At 31.5% G+C, this 26,647-nt stretch carries 17 protein-coding genes and 1 pseudogene; 5 read left to right on the top strand and 13 right to left on the bottom strand.

Annotation, left to right across the window (positions count from 1 at the left end; translation table 11 throughout):
- Positions 1–42 precede the first annotated feature (42 nt).
- Together yhfZ and KQI21_RS14965 are read right to left on the bottom strand one after the other, a co-directional pair.
- On the bottom strand, positions 43–969 hold the full coding sequence (gene yhfZ, locus KQI21_RS14970; RefSeq protein WP_216485034.1) for a GntR family transcriptional regulator YhfZ: 927 nt from the start codon (positions 967–969) through the stop codon (positions 43–45).
- 908 nt (positions 970–1,877) lie between these two features.
- Positions 1,878–2,039 carry a hypothetical protein gene (locus KQI21_RS14965; RefSeq protein ID WP_216485033.1) on the bottom strand — a complete coding sequence of 54 codons (162 nt, stop codon included), beginning with the start codon at positions 2,037–2,039 and terminating at the stop codon, positions 1,878–1,880.
- A 330-nt stretch (positions 2,040–2,369) separates the two neighbouring features.
- On the opposite strand from KQI21_RS14965, the gene KQI21_RS14960 reads away from it, so the two are divergent.
- Positions 2,370–3,410, top strand: a complete 1,041-nt coding sequence (locus tag KQI21_RS14960; protein ID WP_216485032.1) for an LCP family protein — start codon at positions 2,370–2,372, stop codon at positions 3,408–3,410.
- 348 nt (positions 3,411–3,758) lie between these two features.
- Positions 3,759–4,742 carry an LCP family protein gene (locus KQI21_RS14955; RefSeq protein ID WP_216485031.1) on the top strand — a complete coding sequence of 328 codons (984 nt, stop codon included), beginning with the start codon at positions 3,759–3,761 and terminating at the stop codon, positions 4,740–4,742.
- 244 nt (positions 4,743–4,986) lie between these two features.
- Here the strand turns inward: KQI21_RS14955 and KQI21_RS14950 are convergent, their stop codons facing one another.
- Positions 4,987–6,042, bottom strand: a complete 1,056-nt coding sequence (locus KQI21_RS14950; protein ID WP_216485030.1) for an MraY family glycosyltransferase — start codon at positions 6,040–6,042, stop codon at positions 4,987–4,989.
- Between the two features lie 411 nt (positions 6,043–6,453).
- On the opposite strand from KQI21_RS14950, the gene tnpA reads away from it, so the two are divergent.
- Positions 6,454–6,552 (top strand): IS66 family insertion sequence element accessory protein TnpA, encoded by a 99-nt coding sequence (gene tnpA, locus KQI21_RS17110; RefSeq protein ID WP_444972197.1) that lies wholly within the window; start codon positions 6,454–6,456, stop codon positions 6,550–6,552.
- 36 nt (positions 6,553–6,588) lie between these two features.
- Here the strand turns inward: tnpA and tnpC are convergent.
- The 9 genes and pseudogenes from tnpC to galE form a co-directional block, all read right to left on the bottom strand.
- A pseudogene (tnpC, locus tag KQI21_RS14945) lies at positions 6,589–7,868 on the bottom strand (IS66 family transposase); the annotation flags it as partial.
- A gap of 736 nt (positions 7,869–8,604) precedes the next feature.
- Positions 8,605–10,638: an N-acetylglucosaminidase gene (locus KQI21_RS14940; protein ID WP_216485029.1), complete on the bottom strand. Its 2,034-nt coding sequence runs from the start codon at positions 10,636–10,638 to the stop codon at positions 8,605–8,607.
- A gap of 2,604 nt (positions 10,639–13,242) precedes the next feature.
- The gene (locus KQI21_RS14935) at positions 13,243–14,427 is read right to left on the bottom strand and encodes a CDP-glycerol glycerophosphotransferase family protein (protein ID WP_301281764.1); all 1,185 of its coding nucleotides are present in this window, start codon (positions 14,425–14,427) and stop codon (positions 13,243–13,245) included.
- Positions 14,428–14,447: 20 nt separating this feature from the next.
- Entirely contained in the window at positions 14,448–16,016 is a 1,569-nt protein-coding gene (locus KQI21_RS14930; protein WP_216485027.1) for a glycosyltransferase family 2 protein, read from the bottom strand.
- Between the two features lie 65 nt (positions 16,017–16,081).
- Positions 16,082–18,757, bottom strand: coding sequence for a bifunctional glycosyltransferase/CDP-glycerol:glycerophosphate glycerophosphotransferase (locus KQI21_RS14925; RefSeq protein WP_216485026.1), 2,676 nt, complete (start codon positions 18,755–18,757; stop codon positions 16,082–16,084).
- The gene (locus KQI21_RS14920) at positions 18,738–19,922 is read right to left on the bottom strand and encodes a glycosyltransferase (RefSeq protein WP_216485025.1); all 1,185 of its coding nucleotides are present in this window, start codon (positions 19,920–19,922) and stop codon (positions 18,738–18,740) included. Before KQI21_RS14920 ends, KQI21_RS14925 begins: the two co-directional genes overlap by 20 nt.
- Positions 19,923–19,945: 23 nt before the next feature.
- Positions 19,946–21,583 (bottom strand): ABC transporter ATP-binding protein, encoded by a 1,638-nt coding sequence (locus KQI21_RS14915; protein WP_216485024.1) that lies wholly within the window; start codon positions 21,581–21,583, stop codon positions 19,946–19,948.
- 28 nt (positions 21,584–21,611) lie between these two features.
- Positions 21,612–22,403 carry an ABC transporter permease gene (locus KQI21_RS14910; protein WP_216485023.1) on the bottom strand — a complete coding sequence of 264 codons (792 nt, stop codon included), beginning with the start codon at positions 22,401–22,403 and terminating at the stop codon, positions 21,612–21,614.
- Positions 22,404–22,432: 29 nt separating this feature from the next.
- Complete coding sequence (gene galE, locus KQI21_RS14905) at positions 22,433–23,446, bottom strand: UDP-glucose 4-epimerase GalE (protein ID WP_216485022.1); 1,014 nt, start codon at positions 23,444–23,446, stop codon at positions 22,433–22,435.
- Between the two features lie 322 nt (positions 23,447–23,768).
- Here galE and tagD point away from each other — a divergent pair, with 322 nt between their 5' ends.
- Both tagD and KQI21_RS14895 read left to right on the top strand, forming a co-directional pair.
- A complete protein-coding gene (tagD, locus tag KQI21_RS14900; RefSeq protein ID WP_077318448.1) occupies positions 23,769–24,167 on the top strand; it encodes a glycerol-3-phosphate cytidylyltransferase in 399 nt (132 codons plus the stop codon).
- Between the two features lie 88 nt (positions 24,168–24,255).
- Positions 24,256–25,341, top strand: coding sequence for a CDP-glycerol glycerophosphotransferase family protein (locus KQI21_RS14895; RefSeq protein ID WP_309245564.1), 1,086 nt, complete (start codon positions 24,256–24,258; stop codon positions 25,339–25,341).
- A gap of 820 nt (positions 25,342–26,161) precedes the next feature.
- On the opposite strand, the gene KQI21_RS14890 is transcribed toward KQI21_RS14895, so the two are convergent.
- Positions 26,162–26,506 carry a hypothetical protein gene (locus KQI21_RS14890; protein ID WP_216485020.1) on the bottom strand — a complete coding sequence of 115 codons (345 nt, stop codon included), beginning with the start codon at positions 26,504–26,506 and terminating at the stop codon, positions 26,162–26,164.
- Positions 26,507–26,647 lie beyond the last annotated feature (141 nt).

Here is a 26,647-nt window from a genome sequence, read left to right as displayed (position 1 = left end):
CAATGTACAGTATTTAGTATTTTGAATTTAAAAATTAAACTTTTAATAGCTTGGTATTTTTATACCTTTTTCAACCTCTTTTTGTATGTTTAATATTTGGCTAGTTTCAACAAAAGGCCATTTTTCGATAATTTCCTTTTCTCTATCACCATCAATTACAATAACTGCTTCTGAAGTATCTTTTGATATCTCTATCGCTTTTGGTGATTGAAAGCTTGTTGATCTAAACGTTTGACTCATTTTACTTTCGTCTGCATTCCAAATGGTAGCATCAATTTGGAGAGACATTAACATATCAAATAATTGCATATAATTGGTATTAACATATTCCACATTTCTATGTTCAAATTCTGCAAATGTCAACTTCATTTGGTCTGGAGATTCCATATCAACGCCAATTTTCATTCCATCCTGAACCTTACTTTGGTTTGGATCAGCCAAAAAAATTTTATGAGTAGAAACGTAACTATTAGTACCAAATTCCTTGAAGACTTTTAGATTAGAATATTTGGATAGTACGCTTTTTGCTGTCAATCTTGAAACAATCGCAAAATCACTTCTTTTAGTTCGCACAGTCTCTATTCGATTTAAACCACCTCTCATGTACATTAAGTTTACTTTCTTTCCTGCTGATTCAAACACTTCTACTAAGCCTGTAGCTAAACCTTCATATTTTCTAGAGTATGGCAGTGGCATTGACCCAGTTAAAGGTGCAATTCCTGCAATCTCTAGTAATAAATCATTATCTTTATTTGTTAAGAATGTACCAAGATGACCTCGAGCTTCTAACTTAATTGCTCTTAATTCTTCTAATAAACTAAGTGCACTCTGTACGGTTCCTCTACCTATTGATAATTTTTTACTATAATCAGAAACTCGCGGTATTTTATTTCCTGTTTCTAATTGTATTAACTCCTTGGCAATATTTTTAGCAGCTAGCCCATTTTTAGAGTAAAACTTTTCCCACATCATTATCATCCTTAAATCAATATACTATATTTTGTATAATTATATTATAACGTTTTCATTTATCTTTGCAACCGTTTATATGATAATTTCAATTATTTATTTTTTCAAAACCATCGGTTAGTAAAATGTAAATCTGTCAACTTCTTTTCACATCTATAGGCCCTTCACAGGTTATAATTAATTCCTGCTTATTTTTTTCTAGAATGCCCTGAATTAACTTCATTCCAATTCTTCGATCTTCTATTCCGGTCATATCTACTTCTCTACAATCGAACAGTCTTTGATCAAATTTTGGCAAGCAATACATTCTTTGTCATTCATATCCACTTGATCTGGGCAAATTACTGTACTTTTCTTTGGGATTACTATGCTTAACTTTTCGACCATATTTCCAGTTAGCTTTTTGGCTATTATAAGCCCCCCATTATGTTATTCAGCATAGATATGTTCTTTGCAATAACGCCCACACTCGCATTAAATTCAATTCCATCTGTTGAAATGCTTTTGTTCTTCGTAAATAAAAGTGAAACTTCATTCAGTTGGAGTTTTTTTCATCTCCTACTGAATGTTAGTACCGCAAGGGTATGACCTAAAGGCCCTTAAACGAATCGGGCATTTAGGTGCCGTTATCTCCCAATTAGACCCTGTTGTATCAACTCAGGCTCTTGAAGTGGGATTCTTACGGCACCTACATGCGGGATAAACCAAGCCCAGCTCCTATTACAAAAGGCAATTGACAGCTCATAGCAGATGCAAGAACAGAACCACCGCCATCTGTCCTATGGCAAAGTCGTTTAGTCCTTTTAAAATATTTATCGAGCTACCACTAGTAGATCCTGTCATTACATAGCTCTTCCAAGATGGACTGCTTTATCTATTGTTAAGAACACCATTTGTTAATTTTCAGTTTATCTATCCAATACTGGTTTTGGTATTTGATTTGTGTCTTTAATTCCGTAAAACAATGATGGATGTTTATCCTTTTCGTGTAATTTTAAAGATGGATTTAACGCAACAACAGATCTGCCTATTTCTCTCTCGGCTAAAATCATTCTTTTCTTAATTGTCACTACATAACCTTCCAATCCTATTTAATTCTTAATCCAAAATACAAAATACAAAATATAGTATATGTACATATTGTAACGTTTTCAAAAAATCTTCAAGTTACGTTTTACTATTTCGCATAAATGTAAATCTGCTTTATATTATGTATAATAACAATACTTCCTAGCAGATTCATACATATTCTGGATATTATTGCATAATTGTCTTATGCAAACTTCATAATAAGTATAATTATATATCTAGCCTTACAACAATGTAACCTAATTGTAATTTACGTTCGACAAATATAGTAGTAAAATAGTGAATAGTTAGGTTTTTAATGAGGTGTATTTATGTCGAAAAACCGTGAAAATATATATAGAGTGAGGAATCATAAGAAAAAAAAGCGTAAAAAACGCTTGCTTTTTTTAATCATTCCATTATCCCTTCTTTTAATTGGGGCTGCTTCCTATGGAATTTATGTATATAACACTGCTCAAGAAGCAGCTGATGATTCTTATGAAGGAATAGGAAGAAATGGTGAAAAATCTAAATTAAGAGACGAAGCAGTCACTCCTATTGAGGATAATGTTTCTGTCCTTATCATCGGCGTAGACGACACCGTAAAACGTGATTTTAAAGGGAAAAGTCGATCTGATGCACTAATGCTTGCCACCTTTAACAAACAACAGAAAGATGTAAATATTTTAAGTATCCCTAGAGATTCGTATGTAAATGTACCCGACTATGGTTTTACAAAGATTAACCATGCCTACTTTTATGGCGGACCAAAAAAAACAATAGAAACAGTTGAAAACTTTTTAAATGTACCTGTTGATTATTATGTACGTCTGAATTTTGAAGCTTTTATTGAAATTATTGATACAATTGGCGGAATTCAATATGATGTACCGTTTGCGATAAATGAATTGGATTCTAACGATAATCCAAATGCCGTCCAATTAAATCCCGGATATCAGACATTAAATGGCGAAGAAGCATTAGCATTAGCTAGAACAAGAAAGTACGATAGCGATGTTGAGCGAGGAAAGCGTCAACAAGAAATTATCAAGACGGTTGTTAAAGAAGCTGCCACAGCTTCTTCGATATTAAAAGTAGATGAACTAATTAAAGCTGTTGGTGATAACATGAGCACCAATTTATCCTTCAATGAAATGAAAAGCTTCATTAGTTATGGTTTAAATAACAGTTTGGCAATAAACACGATAAATTTAGAAGGAACAGGAACCAAATTAAATGACGGATTATGGTATTATCAGGTAGACGAACAAAGTAGGAGTGCAGCGGAGAATCAATTAAGAGATCACCTTAATTTTCAAACAACCACTCCTAATGGGCAAGAATATACGCAAGAAACTAGTGAAAATTTGTAATTTCATATTAGAAAAACCTGGCTTTCCGCCAAGTCTTTATGGCGAAAGCTATCGTTTTTCTTATACTATAAAACCTAAAGTTTTATACTAGTATAAAAAAATTATCTAAATTTCACCATAAAATGTATGATATTGTCTAAATATAAAAGTCAACCCTAGACAAGCGGTTAAACCTATAAAATTACGGTTTTCTATTCCTTCGTTTTCCTAGACATTTCTTAAATCTGCAGATATGTTATTTACTAATATGGTTATTCATAGTAAGATTAATTATATTGAAACCTTACCATGTCTATAATTCGACAAAAATCTACAATTCGATATCTAATTTTTTAAGGATGGAGTCCGATGTCAAAAATGCCTACACAAACCAGGATAGTAAAAAGAAAAAAAAGAAAGTTAAGGAAAAGGGCGTATTTTATATTAATTCCACTAATCCTTGGATTTTTTTCGGTAGTAATTTACGCTTCATATTTATATATTAAAGCAGATAGTGTCTTGTCAAATTCTTATGAAGATGATGGGATGGATAAGTCTGCTCTTAGAGAATCAACAGTAGATCCATCAGTAGATAATGTTTCTGTGCTCATTATGGGAGTTGACTCTAGCGATCTGCGAAAAAATGAAGATAACGCTAGAACAGATACTTTAATGGTAGCTACTTTAAACAAAAAAGACAAAAGTATAAAATTAGTCAGTATCCCACGTGATTCGTATGTCTATATTCCAGAGGTTGGATATGAGAGTAAAATAAATCATGCTCATGCATATGGAGGAACTCAGGCCACTAGAGAAACAGTAGAAAGGTTATTAGATATACCTATTGACTATTATGTAAAAGTAAATTTTGAAGCTTTTATTGAGGTAGTCGATGCAATAAATGGTATAACCGTTGACGTTCCATACGAACTAAAAGAACAAAATTCAAAAGATAAAGCTAATGCAGTTCACCTTCTACCCGGCAAGCAAGAATTAAACGGTGAAGAAGCTCTAGCACTAGCTCGAACTCGTAAGCTTGATAATGATATCGAGCGCGGGAAAAGACAACAGGAAATTATAAAGGCTATAGTAAAAAAAGCCATTTCGATTGATTCAGTATTGAAATATGATAATATTCTAGAAGCTATAGGTAGCAATATGACAACGAATATGACTTTTAGTGAGATGAAAAGTTTCATTGCTTATGGTACAGAAGGAAAACGTCTTAACTTTGAAACCCATACACTTGAAGGAGCAGATTATCATCTAAACGGAACTTATTACTGGCAGCTTGATGATACTGCCTTAAGCGAAACTCAAAATATGCTTAAACGTCATCTTGATATTCAATAAAAGCCAAATACACACATAGGTGTGTGCAAAATTCACGTTACTTCGTTGATATTAGAAAGCAAATTAACAAGGTATAAGTACATTCAGATTTTATTTTACTTTTTAAAAAGATAAAAGTATAAGGTTCGTTAATTTTTGGTTTTATCGTCCAAAGATTAACGAACCTATTTTTATTTGTGAAAACGATATTTATGTTCTAACATTGTTCTTATGCTTTAAAGCTTCTAACTATTTGAGTTAGACTTTACAATTTATGTTTTAATGCTTTTAAAAAATTGGTCAATGGCTTATAATTGCTACTGATCAACTCAAGATTTTCAATTAGCAATTGGAGGGACACCATTGAAATAACAAAAATGACTATTCCCCCCCACAATGTTGCCATTGAAAATAAAATACCGGCGGCGCTGAACATAGTGCTCAATGCATAAATTAATAATACTGTCTGTTTATGCGAAAAACCCATCTGTAATAATCGATGATGCAAATGAGAACTGTCTGGGCTTGATAATGGTTGACTATTCACATACCTTCTTACAATTGCAATTAGTGTATCCGATATAGGTACAGCCAAGATAAATACTGGAATAAGAAAAGAGACAATCGTTACACTTTTAAAACCTAATAATGCCAACACCGAAATCATGTAACCTAAAAATAAAGATCCCGTATCTCCCATAAATATTTTTGCAGGGAAAAAATTATATCGCAAAAACCCAAGTGTACTAAAAAATAGCACTAATGCTAGAGTAACTACGTATACATTTCCCATACTTACTGCTATTCCGGCAATTGTAAACAAAGCTATTGCAGATACTCCTGCAGCAAGACCATCTAGTCCATCAATTAAATTCATTGCATTGGTAACGCCTACAATCCAAAATACTGTTATTACTGAACTCAGTAGCCCAAATTCAATCTGTCCCCCAAAAGGAAGGTTAACAAATTCCACCTGTAATCCTCCCCAAAAAACGACAAACGAAGCTATAAATATTTGAGCAACAAACTTGAAATTTGCCGGTAAATCAATAATATCATCAAAGAACCCTAAAATAATAACTAATGTTGCCCCTAACATAATGGCTAGATGATAATCACTTTGGGGTTGTAAGATGGTTATTCCCAATAAAAAACTTATAAATATACTCAACCCACCTAAAGTAGGAACAGGGTTTTTATGAACTTTTCTGTTATTCGGCTTATCCTTAACATCCAAGAATTTTGAAATTGCTATAATAAAAGGGGTTATAATAAGCGAAAATAACAGGGTTACTGCGGTGAGCAAAGCTATTTTTAGCATAGAGCCTACCTCATCCCCTATCATATAAAATATCAATTTTTAGATCCGATAAACATGGTAAATGTTATCATCAAAAATTTCGGATAAAAATCTTATCCTCAATAGTAGTAATGCCCTTATATATAATAAAAATGTACTAATAGTTTTATCTAAATATTTCCAGTAATTATATAAAATAATCGCCAGCATCATTGTCTTTTCAAGATAATTTTTGTGAAAAATCAATATTCAAACTTGTCTTCATAGATTTCAAAAAGTTGCTCTTTGAGTTCTAAGCCTGATCAAGCATTGGATAGTTTTGAGTCCATACTTGTAGGTTTATCTGGTCACCAAGTCTGTTAAGCCTTTACGCCTTGTAAGAAACACATAATGGTCTCTAATAAGTTGCCTACATTCTCAGGAGGTTTTGCGATGGAGCCATCAAATAAAAGAATAGAATGGGAAACTCTAATCAAAGATTGGAAAGCTAGTGGCTTGAGTGTAGTGAAATGGTGTAGAGAAATGGTGTAGAGAAATGGTGTAGAGAAAACGTATATAAAGATCATCAAATAAGTATTGAAGACAATGAAATGGGTTCAACCCATTCCCTTTGCGGTCTCCATAATACTATAGACAATTGCACTAGAAGTTGCTCCTTTAGCCGTATTACTGAACAACCAATTTTTTCTTCCTATAACGAAGGACTTGATCTCGTTCTCCACGCTCGTTATCGATCTCCAAACGGACGTCCAGAAGAAACCCTCGTAAACGATCCCACTGATTCCGACAATATTTGGTCGCCTGTCCAAGTGCGCTTTTTGGCAGGATGCGTGATATCTATTCACGTAGCCATTTCGAAAAAGCCTCCAGCACTAGCTGGCTGCGCTCTAATCGTTTTTCGTAACGCTCTTCAGGGCTAACATCCTTTAGTTGCCGTTCAATGGTAAAAAGTTGATTAAAGAAGGCAAGTCCTTCCTTTGCTTTAAAGTTGGAGGTACTCACATCATCTGGCAATGCCTTGAGGACATCTGTTAATTTTCGACGCGCATGCGCCCAGTACCCAACCAATGTTAACCTGGGAAGCCCGTTGTAGCCATCATACCCATCGACATGTAAATATCCCTGAAAGCCATCCAAAAAGCGACGTGGATGCTTACTCGCTCGAGTTTACAATCATACAGGACAATAGGAGGACTATCGCTACCTGTACGATACAGCCACATGTAGGATGTTGATGTGGCAGGCCGTTCCAGTTCGGAAAGAACCTGCAGCGTCGTTTCATCCGCATGGACGCTATCTTGGTTTAAAAGATGCACATATAGTTGGTCATAAATAAGCGAGAGCCAAGTATTGGCTCCATAAGTGATCCAATTCGCCAACGTTTGCCGGGAAATGGAAATGCCGAAGCGTTCCAAATGCTTTTCCTGTCGATATAGAGGCATGCTCTCCGCATATTTTTGATTCATGGTATAAGCGATGGCGGATGGGGATGCTAGGCTTCTCGGTAATACAGGTGCTGGCATACTTGCTGTCACGATAGGTGTTTGTATGTCATTGCGCTAGCAATGACGACAACTATATACTTAACGGACGTGCTCAACTACTCTTTCACTTGCACGGGAATCACTTTTTATTCTCGGCGCACTTCCCGTGCTCATAGCATGAAGGGAACCATTGCAACACGAAAAGACCTGTTCCTCATCGGATAAACGATACTCGATCGTTTCCTTCGGTAGGTTCTCTAGTTGATTATCTTGCTGTCCGTTTTGCTTTTTACGCTTATAGGTAATCGTTTCGACCGTTGGTTCCTCAACAGTCGAACCAGTTGTTACTTCCGTTTCATTGAAATCGTTCATAAAAGGTACGACGACAATGTGTACACAAGTATCGTCTTTTCTTTAATTATTTTTACAGGTGTATTGGCTACGATCGGCCCCTGTATAGACTGCTTTCGATAGCTATGAATTTGCTTGGTTATGTTCCTTACAGAATGGGCATTTTTGTTTTTTAACTTTGGTATGAAGTTCGATGCACCATTTATCTGAACCTTTTTCCATATTCCATACGTCCACATGTTTGTCTATAATTCTCAATAACTCTACGATAAAATGATCTTGCACTCTTTTCCCTCTCCTTTACCTTTTGTCCATCACTCAAAGTTATCAAAAGAGAGGGGAGAGTGTATTTTTTTTATCTGGCTATCTATCCCTTATTTTAATAAGGGACACCACCATATTTAATATAGCGCCTAAAAAAAAGCTATCCCCAATGCAAAAGCGGGCATATCACACCCGCCTCTCCACGTAAATCCTTTCTATTTTATTGTTTGCAATTCCCATTTACACAAATAGTTTATACTCCCGAGTAGGCTTGAATTGAGCTTACGAATAGAGTTTTAGGTTAAAAAGTAATTATGAACTTGCTCACCACAACCTCCACGTAAAGAATGATTACTGCATAAGTAATACGATAAAAGTCATGAACCTTTCAATAACAAAGATGGCTCTAAATTACTTCATTAGGGGAACTGATTCTTAACCTAAGTGCAATTTATTTACACTGAACTTTAAACTCAAGAACAGATTATCTATATTTAGGTATATCAAAAATTAAAGTATATGAATCTAATAAAATATAAATATCGTACATTCTTTTAGTTTGCTTATAAGCCCAACCTATATCAGTTGCATATTGATGATAAGCATATCCATTTTTTGCTGCAAATGAAGGATTCCATCTCATTTTATAAAGTGTATCCTGACCAACACTTATATAATTTTCAGCTACAAATTTAGCTCCACCTTTTATTGCAAGTTCTGGAGTAAACCATCCTTGGCTATATGCATAGCTTTTTCCACACTCTAAAGGGCAACTGTCTTTAGCTCCTATCCCATACATATTATAGACTGTTTTTCCATTGTGTTTAACCCCGGTTGCTAGCTTTGACGTACCATTTCCTGTTTCTAATAAGGCATGAGCAATTAAATAAATTTCATTAATTCCGTATAATTTTGCACCTTCTACAAAAGCTTGTGCTCTTCCCTCAAGAATACCCTTTCCCTTAAGAATTTTCTCATTTACTTCGTTTATATCAATATTTGCACTTTTAGACAAACTTAAAAATTGCATTTTTTCTTTTAAACTATTTAAAAAGTTATTGGGATTTAAATAATAAGCTGTATCTTTTTTGTCTGGAGTTACCCAACCTACAGTATTTTTGACATGATACCAAGTATAACCATCACTTCCTTTAGCACTTGAATATAATGGTAACGATGTGCCTCCTGATACAATTTCTCCTACAGAATATGTTACACTTGGTCCTCTTCTCAAATTCCAGTTAGTATTACTCTTTACTAATCCTCTACCGCCACTGATTGTAGCAAATGCATCTTCCCTTATCCATAATTTATAACTCTTATCGGTTTTAGGGCTTGCTGCCATTTGGATGTCAATCATTTTATTAAGAGTCAAATTATAGTTAGAATACCACTCATTAATAGGAGTTACATTATAAGCTTGAATCCAAACTTTCTTCCCGTTTAAAAAACCTCGATACCAGATCGCATCTCCTACTTTTTCAGTTAGATTTACTTTAAACTCCTGATTCTTAAACGGTCTTAAATCATTATAAATAACATCCTTCGTCGATCCCCAAGCATCTGTATACGCCCAACCAGTTCCTTTCAAATATAGTGTCTTATTTTTATGATCTACAGCTACATGTTCCTGCGCCCAAATGTCTTCTGACTTTACCCAACCAATTACCCCTTTACTAGCACTGGCTACAGTACTGATTAAATAATACGTTTTTCCATTTAATTTTGCTTGCTTCTTTATATAATAAACCTTCCCTGTATACTTACTTCCTGCCTGTATACTTGTAGTTTCATCACCTATACTTTTATATATTTTTGCACTCGCATTCCTTATATGTCCTAATTTGCTTGTGCTACTTTCTTGGGGAGATATTACATTATAAGCTTGAATCCAAACTTTCTTCCCGTTTAAAAAACCTCGATACCAGATCGCATCTCCTACTTTTTCAGTTAGATTTACTTTAAACTCCTGATTCTTAAACGGTCTTAAATCATTATAAATAACATCCTTCGTTGATCCCCAAGCATCTGTATACGCCCAACCAGTTCCTTTCAAATATAGTGTCTTATTTTTATGATCTACAGCTACATGTTCCTGCGCCCAAATGTCTTCTGACTTTACCCAACCAATTACCCCTTTACTAGCACTGGCTACAGTACTGATTAAATAATACGTTTTTCCATTTAATTTTGCTTGCTTCTTTATATAATAAACCTTCCCTGTATACTTACTTCCTGCCTGTATACTTGTAGTTTCATCACCTATACTTTTATATATTTTTGCACTCGCATTCCTTATATGTCCTAATTTGCTTGTGCTACTTTCTTGGGGTGTCTTATGAGAAGCACTATTCTTATGTATAACTTTTTCATCTGATTGTTCATTATTTTCAATCCCCGCTTTATTGAACGCTGAATTCTTACTCTCCTCTTGAAAGCTTTCACCAAAAGCTTGACTTGAAAACCCTATACTAATCATTATCATAATTAGCGTAAATAAAAATATTCTTTTTTTCATAATACCTCACCTCTTACAATGTTTAGAACTAACTTCTAGCACTTACTTCTAATTCTACAAACTATTTTAATTGTATCCCTCCCACTTTATAGTGAAGTTGTTAACCATAAGTTAAGTCCATTCTCACATTCCCTAAATGACTTATTATAGAAGGCTTAAAATGCTCTTCTCAAATCTAAATAGTTATAACTATATTAATTGCCGTTTCTAGTATTACCAGAGTGAACACTTTACTATTTGTAATCGAGAAACACTGTTAGTTCATGTACTAATTAATGATTGATAGCTGTTTCAAATGACACGAATGAACTCTCTTAATATCCTGCTTGAATTAAATCAGTAGAAAGATAATGAATCTACGTCAATATTTTGGACACAAAATTAAATTTTAGTTTGCTCATTGAAAATCATTTTTACTAAAACCCTTGTGGCTTGACGCAGCCTGTACGGTTACGACTTCTATGCCAATAAGCCTAGCCATATTTAAATTTATGCTAATGTCATAAAGACCACTATGCCCGTCTCTTCATGTATGCCGTGCTCTAAAGCAAGTTTCATTATGATACGACATCTTTTATCCCATCCTCAAATTCATTGCGACATTTTTTATATTTAATACTTACATCCAATTCTTTTACAGTTATACCAGTCTTCAATATATTGAAATAATGCTAGTTTATTAGTACTTTTAGCAGTATAATAGTCAAGGTATTCGGCATGATTTTCTTTCTTTAAAATGGCATGAAAGGATTTAATAAAGTGTTGTCATAAGGCCTCATGGTTGAAGGAATTTTCATTTCGTTCTTTTAATGATTTTCGAAAACTCATCACTTGTCTATTACTCAGTTCTGAGTGGTAGATTAAACCCTCATCTGGTTTCTATGTGTTACATGCTTTTTCTAACGCTTTTATTAATGAGTTCAATCGTCATTTTCTTTCAAAAGAGTAATTGACTATCTTTTGGTATGTAAACATAAGTATTGTAACGATTATTATTTTTATGTTTCACTGGATACATCTCCCTAAGTTGATTGTAATGACTTAACTAAGTTGTGTCTATGAAATGAAACTATACTAGTATCATTCTATACGTTATATCGGATATATATAGTAAATTTTAAATGTAAAACATATAAGTTAACTTTTTAAAACACATACTAGTTCTTAGAATTTTAGATACTAAAAATACTAATGTTGCACAAAAGTTAAAAACAGGAGATTGATTGTTTACTGTCCATTTGGCACTATTATACAAATAACCTAAATCGTATAACAACTAACCCGTTTCAAGGATCCCCTCATCAAAGTAGCAGATCCAAACTCTTCCAGGTCTCCACCACATTGCTTTTAGCCAGTTTGTAATTTGTAGAAGTGTTCGCTTACTTTTCATTTCAAGCCTTACAAGTTTATATAGACAATAGGCTATTAATGGCTAGAAAAAGTTGATTATGTACCGCCTGCCCATTACCCGAAGAATGTTTTGATTTTCTACGTTCTTGTTTTAGCCATTTAAAAAATAGTTCGATAGCCTCCATCTTGAGTCATTAATTTCTTTAGCTGTTAGATCAAAACATGTAATCAGTCGAAGTAAATTCCCTTTAATATTGTTGGTTACGAAAATTCGAAAAACATTCTCACAACGGTTTTGTTTGGTAGATATCACCGGGCTACCTTCGGGAACGCTCATTATCAATATACCCTCGATCGAACAAGTATGTACATAGCATCTTTATCACTTACGAGGATTTCCAATTGATTTCGATCGTGTTCGCTCGTATTCGTAATCCTTGCTTCTAGATTACCGTGTCTGGTCAACATAACACAGCTAAAGCCTTACACCTGCTTTTGTTTTACGAAACGATGTCCAATTATAGCGTGTTAAATTCACCTGCATCGTACTTGAATCGATGATCTAACTGGAAGATGAATTTTTTAAACTTCATCTTTATGTTAATGAGCTGAACAAGTTCCAGGAGATCCTCAAAAAAAGATCAGGGTCAAGTTTTTAATTTTCATGCAATGATTATGGGACACTAATCCATTCAAAGGCTAATTCGTGGTTAAGGATAGTTGTCTGCTAGTTCGCATTTTATTCATGAAGACTTTTTATCTTTTTAAGATGAGCATACAAGAATAGCTAGATAAAAGCTACGGTTGTCAGTTCTTAGTATATTTATCCAGCCCTTGAGTTCTAATCTCTTCACGAACTTTTTTGTATTTATGGGCACAACCCATTTACCAAATGAAGATAATTGTGTATTCTTGTTCATACTGTTGTCCTTTATGTTGGTTTTGGATAGGAAAACACCTGTACTTTCAATTATAAAGGTCCTTTTTATGTACTAAATACAAATTTCCAAGACAATGATTATTTCTAATTTCCAAGAATTATTAATGCATCACTAGTGTAAAAAAATAAACTTTTGGGTTTCTTAATTATGATAAGATCTCTTACATTAGAGACTCGCCTCAGAATAATGTGAGTATTCAACCCAAGAAGTTTAACATACCAATCAGGTTTGCATAATCCTCCTATCTACATAAATAGCTTAGTGAGGATTTCTTACTTTTATTTTATCGAATATAATGTTTTGTTCCGATATATCAATTAAAAATTTGTTCAACAACTCTTTTACTCGACATTCCGTCTTCCAAAGAACAAAATTCATTATGGAAATTTGAAAGTACTTCACTATATTTATTATTATTAATTGATCTTATTTCATATATTAATTCATCGGTATTTTTCACCAATGGACCAGGTGCTTTTTCCTCCAAATTAAGATAAAAACCACGCAATTTGTCTCTATAGTTTTCTAAATCATAAACATAAAAAATAATGGGACGTTTCAAATTTGCATAATCAAAAAACACGGATGAATAGTCAGTTATTAATAAATCAGATACCAAATATAGCTCCCTTATATCTTCATAACTAGAAAAATCGAAAATGAAACCAGAATATGGTTTTAAATTTATACTCTCGGAAACTAAGTAATGTAATCTTAATAGAATGATATATTGATTTTTTAAACTCTCCATCATTTTGTCTAAATTCATTTTAATATTAAATTTATATTTCCCCTTCGAATAGTACTGATTGTCTCTCCAAGTAGGGGCATATAAAATAATTTTTTTATTAACGGGAAGATTCATAGATTTTTTTAATTCTTCAATTTTTTTTATGCTATTAAAATTATATAAATTGTCATTTCTAGGGTAACCAGATTCAACTAGTTTTTTATTAAATTGAAAAGCTCTTTTAAAAATTTTTGTTGAGTAATTGTTAGGAGAGATTAAATAATCCCATTTACTTGCTTCTTTTAAAAAATTATACTTATACCTCTTAGTAGAAGTTCCAGGCATATGCACTTCATCCATATCAGCTGCAAGCTTTTTTAAAGGGGTTCCATGCCATGTTTGGATATACTTAGTATGTTTTGGTTTTATTATCCATAAAGGTAACCTGCTGTTTGTTACCCAATATTCAGCCCTTGACATTATTATTAACCATTTAAAGGAAAATCTCTTGATTGCTTTAAGTTCTTTATTTTTATAATACTTAAATTGGTGTTTATCAAAACTCCAGTACATTCTATATTCCTTTTTATGCTTAATCATATATTCATAAATGGCCCTTGGATTATCACTATATTGCTTTCCTAAAAAACTTTCAAAAACAATTGTTTTTTTCATTACTGGTAATTTCCCTGAAATTAAAAAACATACTTTATACAATTTCTTCAAATTTATATATACTAATTTTCTTATTGATTTCAAAAAACACATTGATTTAAACTCCTTTCCAGTTATCTTATAAACCATAATTTATGAAAAATATTTCTTCTAAATAGCTTTTTTAGTAAGAATCGGATAATTTTTTTTGGATGGTTTATTTTACTTTTCTTTATAGATAGGTTCCCAAAATTAGTTTTATAGAAAACAAGGTCATTTTTTATTCTTACAAAATTACTGTTGGTGTTTAATCTGACTCTAGCTGGTCGATAATTCGAATAGTTGTTTAAACGAAAATATAAATCTAATATAAAATTGTTACATTTTTTTATTGATTCTATATCCAATTCACTACTAAACAATTGATTTTCATACTGGTAGATATTATTTTCTTTAGTAACTTTGTTACAAATTATATTACCTAAATGAATATTATTATTATTTTTCCTATTAATTGCATATATCTTTCCATGAACCTTTTTGGAAGCCTTAGGTATAGTTAAAGTTCCGGACAATACCCATTTTTTATTAATACTTTCAATTCTATCAACTATTATAGTTGGTTTTAAAAATTTAGTTATATCGTACTTATTTTTAAACCCTTCAAGTATAAATTTATCTTTTAACTGTGTTACAATTGAGATCTTTTCATGATTGGTAAAAGCCTGAGAAAACAACATTAAATCCAAATAATTTTCATTCATAATTAAATCATACAGCTTTTTTTCTCTATCTGGTAGTCCTTGAGCAATTTCGGAAGGTATAATATTTAATATTGTTGTCACTTTTATTAACCATTCTTTTTTATCAGTTTCTTTAACTAAACAATATTTTAACACATGTAATCGGAGTACATCTAATAAAATTTTTAAATCATGCTCTCGAATTACCCTACTATTAACATTAGAAGAAGTTAGCCAATTTCTATTATTAATCAATACATTAATTCTATCTGAAGTATTAGATAGCTTCATTTGTTGTTGTGTAATAGAAGGATTATTCTTATCTTCTCTTACTCTCCAATAATAAACATTTTTTTTGTTTATAGCTATTCTTTTTGCTAAAACCATAGCTTTTGTTGTAAATGTTAAGTCTTCATAGTAACTCTTTTCTTTAAAGAATAATTCATTATTTAATATAAAATCTTTTCTCCATAGCTTATTACAGGCAATGCTATCCTGAAGTAATTCAGGTCTTTTGTTTACATTGGTTACTTCATGTTTGTTATATAAATTAAACTCCAAATGTCTAATTGGCACATATTTCCTCTTTGTATTGAAACGTATTACTTTACCACAAGAAAAGTCCGCGCCAGTTTTCTCAAGACTCTGTACTAAGGTACATATAGCATTTTTCGGGATTTCATCATCCGCATCTAAAAAAAAGAGATACTTACCTTGACTAATTGAAATGCCTCTATTTCTTGTATGCCCTAATCCTTGGTTTGATTGATCGTACAAGGAGAATCTAGAATCTGATTCAATAAATCTTTTTATTATTGATACACTGTTATCCGTAGAACCATCATTAATTACTATAACCTCTAAACTTCTGTAACTTTGATTCACCACTGAATTTAAGCAATTTTCTAAGAAATCTGCCGCATTATATACAGGAATTATAATCGATACTTTTGAATTCATACTCCTTCACCCTTACTATTAAAAAAGAGTTGCAACTAAATTTGCAACTCTTTTTAGTTTTATTTTTAATTAAAAATTTTAGAAATAACTCTAGAAGTAGCATTTCCATCTTCAAGCATTCCAAATTCAGATCTAAAACCTTTTACGTCTTCTAAATACTTACTTAGCTCTTCAGAGTTGTTTATAAAATACAATACTTCATTAATTGAACGACATATTGGACCAGGAGCTTTGTTAACTAAATTAAAATATGTTCCCCTTCTAGCAATATATTCCTCCAAATCATAACAATAAAAGATAATTGGTCGATTTAAAATTGAGAAATCAAACATAACAGATGAATAATCAGTTATTAGTATATCTGTTATTAGATAGAGTTCTTGAATATCTTGATAACTAGAAACATTTTTTATATTATATGGGAGTTGTATATTAGATAATTTATCAGATAACAAATAATGTAATCTTATTAATAAAATTGTATTGGTATCTTTTATACATTGACTAATTTTATAAAGATCGTAATATATTTTTCTGAAAGCATCAGGTTCCCAATCTCGAAAAGTCGGAGCAAATAAGATAATCTTATTTGCATTTGCAATATCAAGTTTCCTCCTAATATTATCCGCTGTCATTTTTGAAAAGTTTTTTAAAATATCATTTCTAGGATAGCCGACTTCTAAAACTTCGCCACTGTACCTAAAAGCTTTTTTGAATACTTTAGTACTATACGGATTAGGAGATATAAAATAGTCCCATGATCTAGTTTGTAGTTTAAGTTTCTTTTTTTCATTTTTTTCTAAAATACCTTTTTGCTCGTATCCCATTTTTTTAAGTGGCGTTCCATGCCATGTTTGTAAATAAACCTGATCTGATTTCTTTTTAGTTAAATGTGCCATACCTTGATTATCTACCCAGTATTTGGAACGATTTAGATAATAATAATGTTTTAAACTATTTCTTTTAACTTTTTTTGCTGAACCTGGTATATCAATTAAATCTGGTTGTTCTAAAGACCAAAAAAACTTATATTTTCTTCTTTTTTTCTTGCATAGTTCCAAATAAATATATTTAGGACTATCACTAAACTGTTTGCCCATATGACTTTCAAACAAAATCCAATTTTTCTTAACTGGAAGCTTTTCTATAATTCTTTTACAAATATAATTAATTATACTTGATACAATACTTGCTTTGTCATTATTTTTTAGTAGCTTCCTCCTTTTAAATTTCCAAATTACTTTTTTTGTTAATTTTACAGGAGTTACTTGTATAGCAAGCGAATTCTTATGGTTAACAAAAATTCTTTTTGTTGAAACACTACTCGTAATTTTTATATTACAGTCTCCAATGATATTTGAAAATTTGACAATTTTTTTATGAGTATTCCCCAGGTGGTTTATCAAAATTGTTAAATAGAAATTACCGAAGTTTAGGCTTGTAATATCAAATACAACTCTATTCGATTTAAGTTGTTTTCCATAAATACTCTCACGAGTTTGACGGTTTTTTAATATCCATAATACAGTAAACTCTTTTTGATTAATAGAATTTAATTCGACTATACCATCAAAAGAAAATTCATTCTCTTTTAATGAAATATCTTCTAATCTATAATTTATCTCAACTTTATCTAACTTAAGAAATTTTTCACATTTAATATTGGACCTAGAGTTAGTAGTTTGAAAATAATATTGTTTTCCTACGTTATACAGACGATCTTGTTTAGTAGAAAATCCGTTCTTATAATATATAAAGTCTTCAAAACCTTCCCTGTCGCCCATAAATAATAAATAATACATTATTCTCTCTTTTTCTGGAAGAATAATAAAAGCGTATGGATCCATAACTTCATTTAAATAATCAAAAATTAATTTATGAAATTTCTCTTTATAATCTTCATCGTAATACAAATAATCATTTGTGTACAACTTTAAATCATGACGTAAAAATTTATTGTTTTTATGTGACTGATAAAGAAATGCATTATTTAATTTTAAAAAATCATCTAGTTGTCTATGAGCCTCTATTCGATTTTTTAAATTTTTAAAATCATATCTTTGATTAGTTATTGATTTAACTTCCGCATCTTCTACTACTCTCCAATAATAAATTGGTTCTGGGATTATACTTACAGAATCTGCTAAGAAATATGCTTTTCCTGTAAAAACTATATCTTCATAATGAATACCTTCAGGAAAGCGTAAATTATGTTTGTTTAAGAAAGATCTTTTATATATTTTATTTACTGATAGACTATCAAAAAAAAGAATCGGAAACTCTCTAATATTTATATGGAGCCTTTCTCTTGAATAAATTTGTCTATAATACCATACTTCATAATTATTTGTTCTAATAACTTGTCCTGCAACAAAGTCCGAGTCTGTTTTATTTAAGGCAACCACCATTTTCTCACATGCATCTTTAGTATACCAGTCATCTCCATCCAAAAACATAATATATTCACCTGTTGAATTACTAATTCCAGTATTTCTTGGGACACTACAACCACCGCTATTTTCTTTAAGGTGTATAGCTTTAAAATTTGGTTTTCCCTTAATAAATTTATCTATTATAATTCCTGTAGAATCTGTGGAAGAATCATTTACTACCACAACTTCTAAATTTGAATATGTTTGATCAGCTAGTGACTCTAAAGCTTCTTCAATATAAAGTTCATTATTATAAGCAATAACAACAACTGAAAGTTTAGGCATAAATTTATTCTGTAGTACTTTCATCTTTTCGTCCCCCTAGCTGTTCAAAAATACTATACCATTGTTTTCTTATATTTGATAAATCAAACTTAGCACTGTGATCATATGCATTATTTGAAAAAGAATAAAATAAATTTTCATTTAAAATTAAACGTTTCATATGTCTAGCAATCACTTGTATGTCATCTACCGGACCAACATACCCATTTTTATATTCTTTAATAATCTCTCTAATACCAGGAGCACAGTCTGTTGAAATACAAGGTAACCCGCAAGATTGAGCTTCTATTAAAGACATTGGAAGACCTTCTGCTCTTGAAGTTAGAACAAATATACTAGAAATAGTAAGCACCGACTTAACATCTTCAACTTTTCCCTTTAAAAAAACTCTGTTTTTTAAATTAAGTGCTTCTATTAAAGCCTGCAAATTAGCTTTTTCTGGACCATCACCATAAATAAACAAATTCCAATCTGGTATTTGCTGTGATATTTCAGAAAAAGCTTGTATTAGAATATCAAATCCCTTATTATCAACTAATCTTCCTGTAGAAATTATGGTCTTATTTTTATATCTTTTTCGAGGGTCTGTTTTTTGGCGAAACGCAGTCGGATTATATACCACCCCTGTATTAGTGAAATCATGCATTTCAAAGCTTTGTTTATCTTTACTAGTCAGTAAAAGAAATTTATCTATTTGTCGATAATATTTAAGAATTCGTTTAAAACGAAAAGAGTTCTTAGAAGCTTTATAGCTTTCATGACTTTGTCCAATGATCCTAATATTTTTTTTGTACAATAGTGGTTCTAACCATTGCATCCCATATACTTGTACAACAATTACGAAAACCTCTTCATCCCCATAAGTACTAAAAAACTTCTCAACCTCTAATCTTTTTTTTTTCAATAAGTAACGGCGTTTCAATTCTTTTATTACTTTCCTTAGTTTAAGTGACCTTAAATTTGGAGCAATTTCTATAGGCATTGGTGCACGATAACCATTAGGATGAAGAACTTTTACAGGTATTTTAAAGTTGAAATAGCTGATCTCACCCTTTTTCTCATTAATACTTAGAACAGCCACGTTATGTTTATCTTTAATAAACTCTTTAGCTAAAATTGAGGCAACCCTCTGTGCTCCTCCCAATCCATTATACTCGTTTAATACAAAAACTATGTTCTTTCTGTGCATTATTATGCTCCTTGTACTAAATATTAATTTTCCTCATGTAATGTTTCCTTCTTAAATTGCAAATATTTATTATCATAGTTCAATATAATCTTATAATTATTATATAAATATGGATAATTTGGATAGCTATTTCTTTTTGAAGCCCAAACTCGATTATACAATTCATAATAAGGTTCTTTGTGCATTTTATAAATAAAATTTAATTCATACTCTCCAACTTCTAACTTCTCAATATCAATAGCAGCTTTAAATTTTGAAAATCTATAATCTTTATCCGAAGAACTAAAGTTTGGATTTTTTGATATCTCATTAGATTCAATTAAATCAATATCAAATCTGCTGATATCAAAAGTTTTCATCTCAAACAAATAGCCTTGCAAAGTAACGTCATCTTTCACTTTTGTTTCATACCCTTTGACAAAAGCAACACCTTCAATGTTGATTATGTTTTTATCAAACCAAATATTATCAACTTGTTGCTCTACTTTACTATGATTATTAATTACTAGTTCTAAATTATTTTTTTTAATTTCCGTTTTATAAATAAATCGGCCTTTCTTCTCATTTTTATTTTTTACATTTAAATTTCCGGCCCAAAACGGAGCTTCAACTATATTATTTTGGTTATCTTTAATTCTTAAATTAACTAAAAATCTACCTGGGAAAAAAAAGTTAGGATAACGATGCTCATTAAAATACATGGTAAAATCTATATTTTCCTTATCAAAAGTATCTGTTTCTATTAAATTGGAAATTGATTCCCTTGTACGAATGTTTCTAATTACAAATTCAAATTTATTTAGATTACTTCTTTCTACATTATAAATGTGACCTTTAAATGCAATGGAAAGCTTATTATCTACTACTCCCAATACAAGGTTATCAATAGTATGCATATATTTATTTTCTAATTTTATTTCCTCAATTGTTTTAGTACCACTCATAAATTCATTATATTTATCAGAAACGTATTTTGAATCACCATACATAATCAGCTCACCTTTTTCAATCCACGCAGCTTTGGAACAAAAAGACGCAATAGCATTCTTATCATGACTAACAAATATAATTGTTTTCCCCTCATCTTTAAATTGATTCATTTTTTTCATACACTTTTTACGGAATTGTTCGTCACCAACTGCGAGAGCCTCATCAACAATTAATATATCCGGATCAACATTTACCGATATAGCAAATCCTAATTTTGACCTCATGCCAGAAGAATAATTTTTTACTGGTTGATAAATAAAATCGTCTAGTTCTGAAAAATCAATGATATCTTTTACTTTTTTCATCATCTCATGTTTAGAGTACCCTAACAAAATTCCTTTCGTAAAGATGTTTTCATAGCCACTTAACTCTGGATCTATTCCTGAACTAACATCCAAAAAAACTAAACTTCCATTAACTTCTATCTTTCCTTCTGTTGGTTCAGTAATACCTGTTATTATTTTTAATAAAGTTGATTTTCCAGAACCGTTCTTACCTAAAATTCCGATAGATTCGCCTGCTGGAAATTTCAGTGATATATTCTTTAAAGCAAAAAAATCATTATGGAGTTTTTTTTTAAAAAATACTTCCTTAAGTGGTCCCCATTTATCTTCATACAACTTGTATTTTTTAGTAACATTATAAACTGATACAGCAATATCACTTTCCACTATTATTCCTCTTTTCGCTAATAAATAGTTATAGAGTGTCAAGAAATATTGGTTTCATCTTTTTATAAAAGTAATTTCCTAAAATAAATAGAATCATAACCAATAGCCAAAAGTATACAGTATATCTTGGAGATTGCCAAAATCCAACTCCAAATAGTATTGAATCGCGATAACCCTGAACAATATAATGGAAAGGGTTCAATTTAACCAAAGTTTCTATAGCTCCTAAATTCTCAGGTGACCAAAAAATTGGAGTCATCCAAAAAAGAAACACTAACACAGTATCCAAAAAACTGCCAAAATCCTTACTTACTGCAACCAATGGTGCAGCAACAGAACCTATTCCCACTAACAAGCAAATTGCTGCAAAATCGTAATATAAAATTTGAATCCACCAAAAGGATAAAGTATCAAACGTTATAGCAGAGACAATAAATATTACAGTAAGTAAAATTAAATGTTTATAGTATGAAAATACTACCTGTACTGTAGGAAGTATTACAATAGGAAATGGCGTATTTTTTATTATGCTACGCTTACTCCGATAAGATTTCTGAGAAAGTCGGAATCCATCATTAAGAAAAAACCATGCAGTCATACCAATTGCTAACCAGGCCATATAAGGTACACCTTTAATAGGAACAGCAGCACGAGCGCCAATTGAAAACACAAACCAAAAAACTGCAATTCTCATCATTGGATTTACTAACCCCCAGATAAAACCTAGAAGTGTACCTGCATACTCCCTTTTTATTTCTTGTAAGGAGAGTTCGTGGATCATTTTTCTACGCATCCACATTTCCTTATATATTACAAACATAATTATCTCCTTCAATCTATCTTAACTTATTATGATCTATACCCGTTTGGATTATTTATTTGCCAATTCCAAGAGTCCTTACACATGTCTCTTAAACTTTTTTCAGCCTCCCACTTTAATATTTTTTTCGCTTTATCCGGACTAGCATAGCATATAGCTATATCACCTGGGCGCCTTTCAACTATTTCGTAAGGAATATCTATTGATGTAACAGAACTGAATGTATTTATTAAATCAAGTACACTATAACCTTGGCCCGTCCCTAAATTAAATATCTCAATTCCTATAGTTTTTTCTAAAAAATTCAAAGCATTTATATGACCCTTTACTAAGTCAACTACATGTATAAAATCTCTTACTCCTGTACCATCATGAGTGTTGTAGTCATTTCCAAAAACTTTTAGTTTGTCTCTTTTTCCAATAGCAACTTGGGTAATATAAGGCATTAAATTATTAGGAATCCCCTTAGGATCCTCCCCAATTCTACCACTTTCATGTGCCCCAATAGGATTAAAATATCGTAATAATACAACTCGCCATTTTGGATTAGAAGCAGACAAATCTTTTAAAAATTCCTCTATTATTAATTTTGTACGACCATATGGATTAGTAACAGACAAAGGAAATGTCTCATAAATAGGTACTGTACTAGGATTTCCATATACTGTGGCAGATGAACTAAATACCAATTTATTAACCCCATATTCATCCATGACCCTACATAGATTAATCGTTCCAGTAATATTATTGTGATAATAATTTATAGGAATTTCTATTGACTCTCCAACTGCTTTCAAACCTGCAAAGTGCATAACTGCCTCAAACTTATAAGTTTTAAATAGTTTTTGTAATTGTTTATAACTTAACAAATCATATTGATAGAAAGGGAAATCTATCCCAGTCAATTCCTTAACTCGTTTTATTGCTTCTATATCGCTATTTACTAAATTATCTATAACAACAACGTCATAACCACTTTCCAATAATTCTACAGTAGCATGGCTTCCTATAAAGCCAGCTCCTCCAGTTACCAATATCGTCATTAAAATCCCTCTTTTTCATGCAATAAGTTTAATCTTACTATTATATTTTACTTTTTCATGGGGTAAGTCTCAGAACACATCCAATGAGATAATAACATAACTTGAATTGTTCTTTCTACATTTTTATTCTTTTTTACAATTATTTACTTTTTATTGTAAAAATATTCTTTCCAACATACAGTATTCACTAATATATTAAATCTATTTACCCTCTATTCTATCTTTTTAGTTAATTTAAAGTGATCACAAAAATGATGAATTATAAAAAAAAAATGTTATAATATATTATATTACACTTGTTTACTTTTTGGGAGGTTTTAAAATGAAGAAAGTAATTACTTACGGAACTTTTGATTTACTGCATATAGGTCATATAAATTTACTACGTCGCGCAAAGGAGTATGGGGACTACTTGGTGGTTGCCATTTCAGCAGATGAGTTTAATGCTCTAAAAGGAAAGAAAGCATACTACACTTTTGAACAAAGAAAGGCTATCTTGGAAGCCATTCGCTATGTAGATGAGGTTATCCCGGAGTATACGTGGGAACAAAAAATAGAAGATGTTAAAAAACACGATATTGATGTATTTGTTATGGGGGATGATTGGACAGGTAAATTTGACTTTTTAAAGGAGTACTGTGAAGTCATTTATTTACCAAGAACAGTCGGAATCTCAACAACAAAAATTAAAACTGATTTGAACATGGCGAAAAATGGCTAAAGAAATTATTATAAGCGTATACTTATTTGTTTTCCGTATACTCTTTAATTTCTTTAAGATATTTCCACTGAAAAGAAAGACTGTTGGTGTGGCTACTTTTGGAGATAATATTTTCTATACAATGGAAGCAATGACGAAATTATCCAATGAAGAAATGGTTATACTAAAAACGGCTTCATGTAAATATCGCTTTAACGGACTAAATACAACCGTCATTCCTTTTACTTTACGTCATCCAATTGCCTATGTTCAATCGATCTATCATCTTGCAACAGCTACTACAATTTTAGTAGATACGTATTACGGTTTTTTGGCTGCTAGCAATTTTAGACAAGATGTGACATGTATTCAACTATGGCATGCAGGTGGAGCCATAAAGCAATTTGGCTTATTGGATCCTAGTAATAAGGTTAGATCCCAAAAAGCAATTAAACGTTTTAAACAAGTATACAGTAAATTTGATTATACTGTAGTAGGTTCCGAAATGATGGCTAAGACTTTTAAAGAAAGCTTTGGTCTGACTGATAACCGCATCCTTCGAACTGGAATACCGCGGTCTGATGTTTTATTTGATTATTCAATGAAGGAACATGTTTACAATGAAATGGTAGAAAAACATCCAAGCATTAAAGATAAGAAAATTATATTATACGCACCTACATTTCGCAGTAATCAACTGTCCAATTATCAATCGCAATTAAATATAGATAAATTGTATCGTGAACTTTCAGATGAATATGTTCTTTTTATAAAACCACATCCTGCAATAACCTATAAAATTAGTGAACAATATGAAGGCTTTGTATATGATGTATCGGATTTCTATGATACGAATCAGCTCTTGCTGATTGTAGATCTATTAATCACAGATTATTCTTCCATCCCATTTGAATTTGCATTGCTGCAAAAGCCAATGGTCTTTTTCGCGTATGATATGGAAGAATACAGAATTAAAAGTGGGCTAATTAGCGATTATGAACATCAAGTCCCTGGTCCCGTAGTATTTTCAACAGAAGCTATTATCTTGGCAATTAAAAACAATAAGTTCGATTATAAAAGAATTCAAGAATTTGCAAATACATGGAATGAATATTCAAAAGGAAATTCTAGTATTCACTTAGCAAAATACATTACACGTACAGAAGAAACAAAGAAAGAAAAAGTTATTATCTAGCACCTTCGTTAATCAGGGTGCTTTTTTAATGTTTAAAAAGATGAAAGGCAGTTACATGTATGTGCAATTTTTATCCCCGCTTTTATTTAAGTTCATTAATAGAATACCATATAACCCCCCCTTCTACTGTTAAGTTTTCGTAAAAAATGTAAATTATCTGTAAACTTTACTGAAATTCTTTCTAAAATATACTACTATTGTTTTGTTTAAACAAATAATATTCTTTAATAGATTATGTACGTATTAGTTAGAACAAGGGCACTACTCAAAACAGCAACCTCATGGATAAATGAAGAGTATTGCGGGTAATTCAGATACCCATGATCATTAGCAATAACGGCAAAAGAAGAAGCAAGAATTATTAATACCCGACTTCTTACTGTAGAACAGCAAATGATGCTCTTGTTATATGGTTTGAAAGCTGTATCATATTTTCGAATGGATAGCTCTATTAGGTGCAAAAGTAAATCATTTTAATTGAGTTATCTACTCATAGAAAGCAAAAGACAAATAAGATACAATAAGATTTAATAGCTTTAGCCACTTAAAAAACATTAAATGCACCTAAATACATACTATTAGAAGACAACAAGAAGCATGTGTTCAAATGCACTTTACTTATACCAAAAGTTTGAGGTAATAAAGGTTTTAGATTCTTATTGTATATTTAATACAGATCAATTATTACTGATTAAAAATTAAACGGAGATTACAAATCAAAATTATCTTAATTCGACTGCTTAGAAGTTAAACTAATAAGTGAATCTTCATTCATTAGGGGGGCTTTCTTTCTCCCCTACTGATAGGAGCATAATAAAGGCTAACATCGAAACATCTTGTTGCAAACGCCTTTGTGATCAAATCCTTGAAAAACCGCGATGTATCGCTGTCGTAGATTTCCATGTCCTTGAAAAGAAAAGCTCTTTTCTGTGTGCGATGTGTAGCTGTCGTAGATTTCCATGTCCTTGAAAAGAAAAGCTCTTTTCTGCGTGCGAAGTGTCGCTGTCGCAGATTTCCATGTCCTTGAAAAGAAAAGCTCTTTTCTGCGTGCGAAGTGTCGCTGTCGTAGATTTCCATGTCCTTGAAAAGAAAAGCTCTTTTCTGCGTGCGATGTATCGCTGTCGTGGTTTTTTCTTGTCCTTGAAAAATCGCGACGTTTATTCAAGCAGCATTCCTTGTTCTGTCTCCCGAAAAATCGGGCATTTAGGTTCTGCTATCTTCCATTCAGATTTCTTTGTATTCTCTACAACCTTTGAAACGGGTGTCTTGTTACCCCTTAGATATAGGATAAATAAATTACAATTAA

Source organism: Virgibacillus proomii, assembly GCF_018916875.1.
GTDB classification, from domain to species: domain Bacteria; phylum Bacillota; class Bacilli; order Bacillales; family Amphibacillaceae; genus Virgibacillus; species Virgibacillus proomii_B.
The sequence above is the reverse complement of the archived record's forward strand: the minus strand, read 5'-3'. Positions and strand labels throughout refer to the sequence as shown.

Coding starts and splice junctions, on each gene's coding strand:
- tagD (WP_077318448.1), top strand. CDS start 23,769: ATGAAGAAAGTAATTACTTACGGAACTTTTGATTTACTGCATATAGGT.
- yhfZ (WP_216485034.1), bottom strand. CDS start 969: ATGTGGGAAAAGTTTTACTCTAAAAATGGGCTAGCTGCTAAAAATATT.
- KQI21_RS14920 (WP_216485025.1), bottom strand. CDS start 19,922: ATGCACAGAAAGAACATAGTTTTTGTATTAAACGAGTATAATGGATTG.
- KQI21_RS14925 (WP_216485026.1), bottom strand. CDS start 18,757: ATGAAAGTACTACAGAATAAATTTATGCCTAAACTTTCAGTTGTTGTT.
- galE (WP_216485022.1), bottom strand. CDS start 23,446: ATGACGATATTGGTAACTGGAGGAGCTGGCTTTATAGGAAGCCATGCT.
- KQI21_RS14960 (WP_216485032.1), top strand. CDS start 2,370: ATGTCGAAAAACCGTGAAAATATATATAGAGTGAGGAATCATAAGAAA.
- KQI21_RS14950 (WP_216485030.1), bottom strand. CDS start 6,042: ATGCTAAAAATAGCTTTGCTCACCGCAGTAACCCTGTTATTTTCGCTT.
- KQI21_RS14935 (WP_301281764.1), bottom strand. CDS start 14,427: ATGTGTTTTTTGAAATCAATAAGAAAATTAGTATATATAAATTTGAAG.
- KQI21_RS14910 (WP_216485023.1), bottom strand. CDS start 22,403: ATGTTTGTAATATATAAGGAAATGTGGATGCGTAGAAAAATGATCCAC.
- KQI21_RS14930 (WP_216485027.1), bottom strand. CDS start 16,016: ATGAATTCAAAAGTATCGATTATAATTCCTGTATATAATGCGGCAGAT.
- KQI21_RS14955 (WP_216485031.1), top strand. CDS start 3,759: ATGTCAAAAATGCCTACACAAACCAGGATAGTAAAAAGAAAAAAAAGA.
- tnpA (WP_444972197.1), top strand. CDS start 6,454: ATGGAGCCATCAAATAAAAGAATAGAATGGGAAACTCTAATCAAAGAT.
- KQI21_RS14940 (WP_216485029.1), bottom strand. CDS start 10,638: ATGAAAAAAAGAATATTTTTATTTACGCTAATTATGATAATGATTAGT.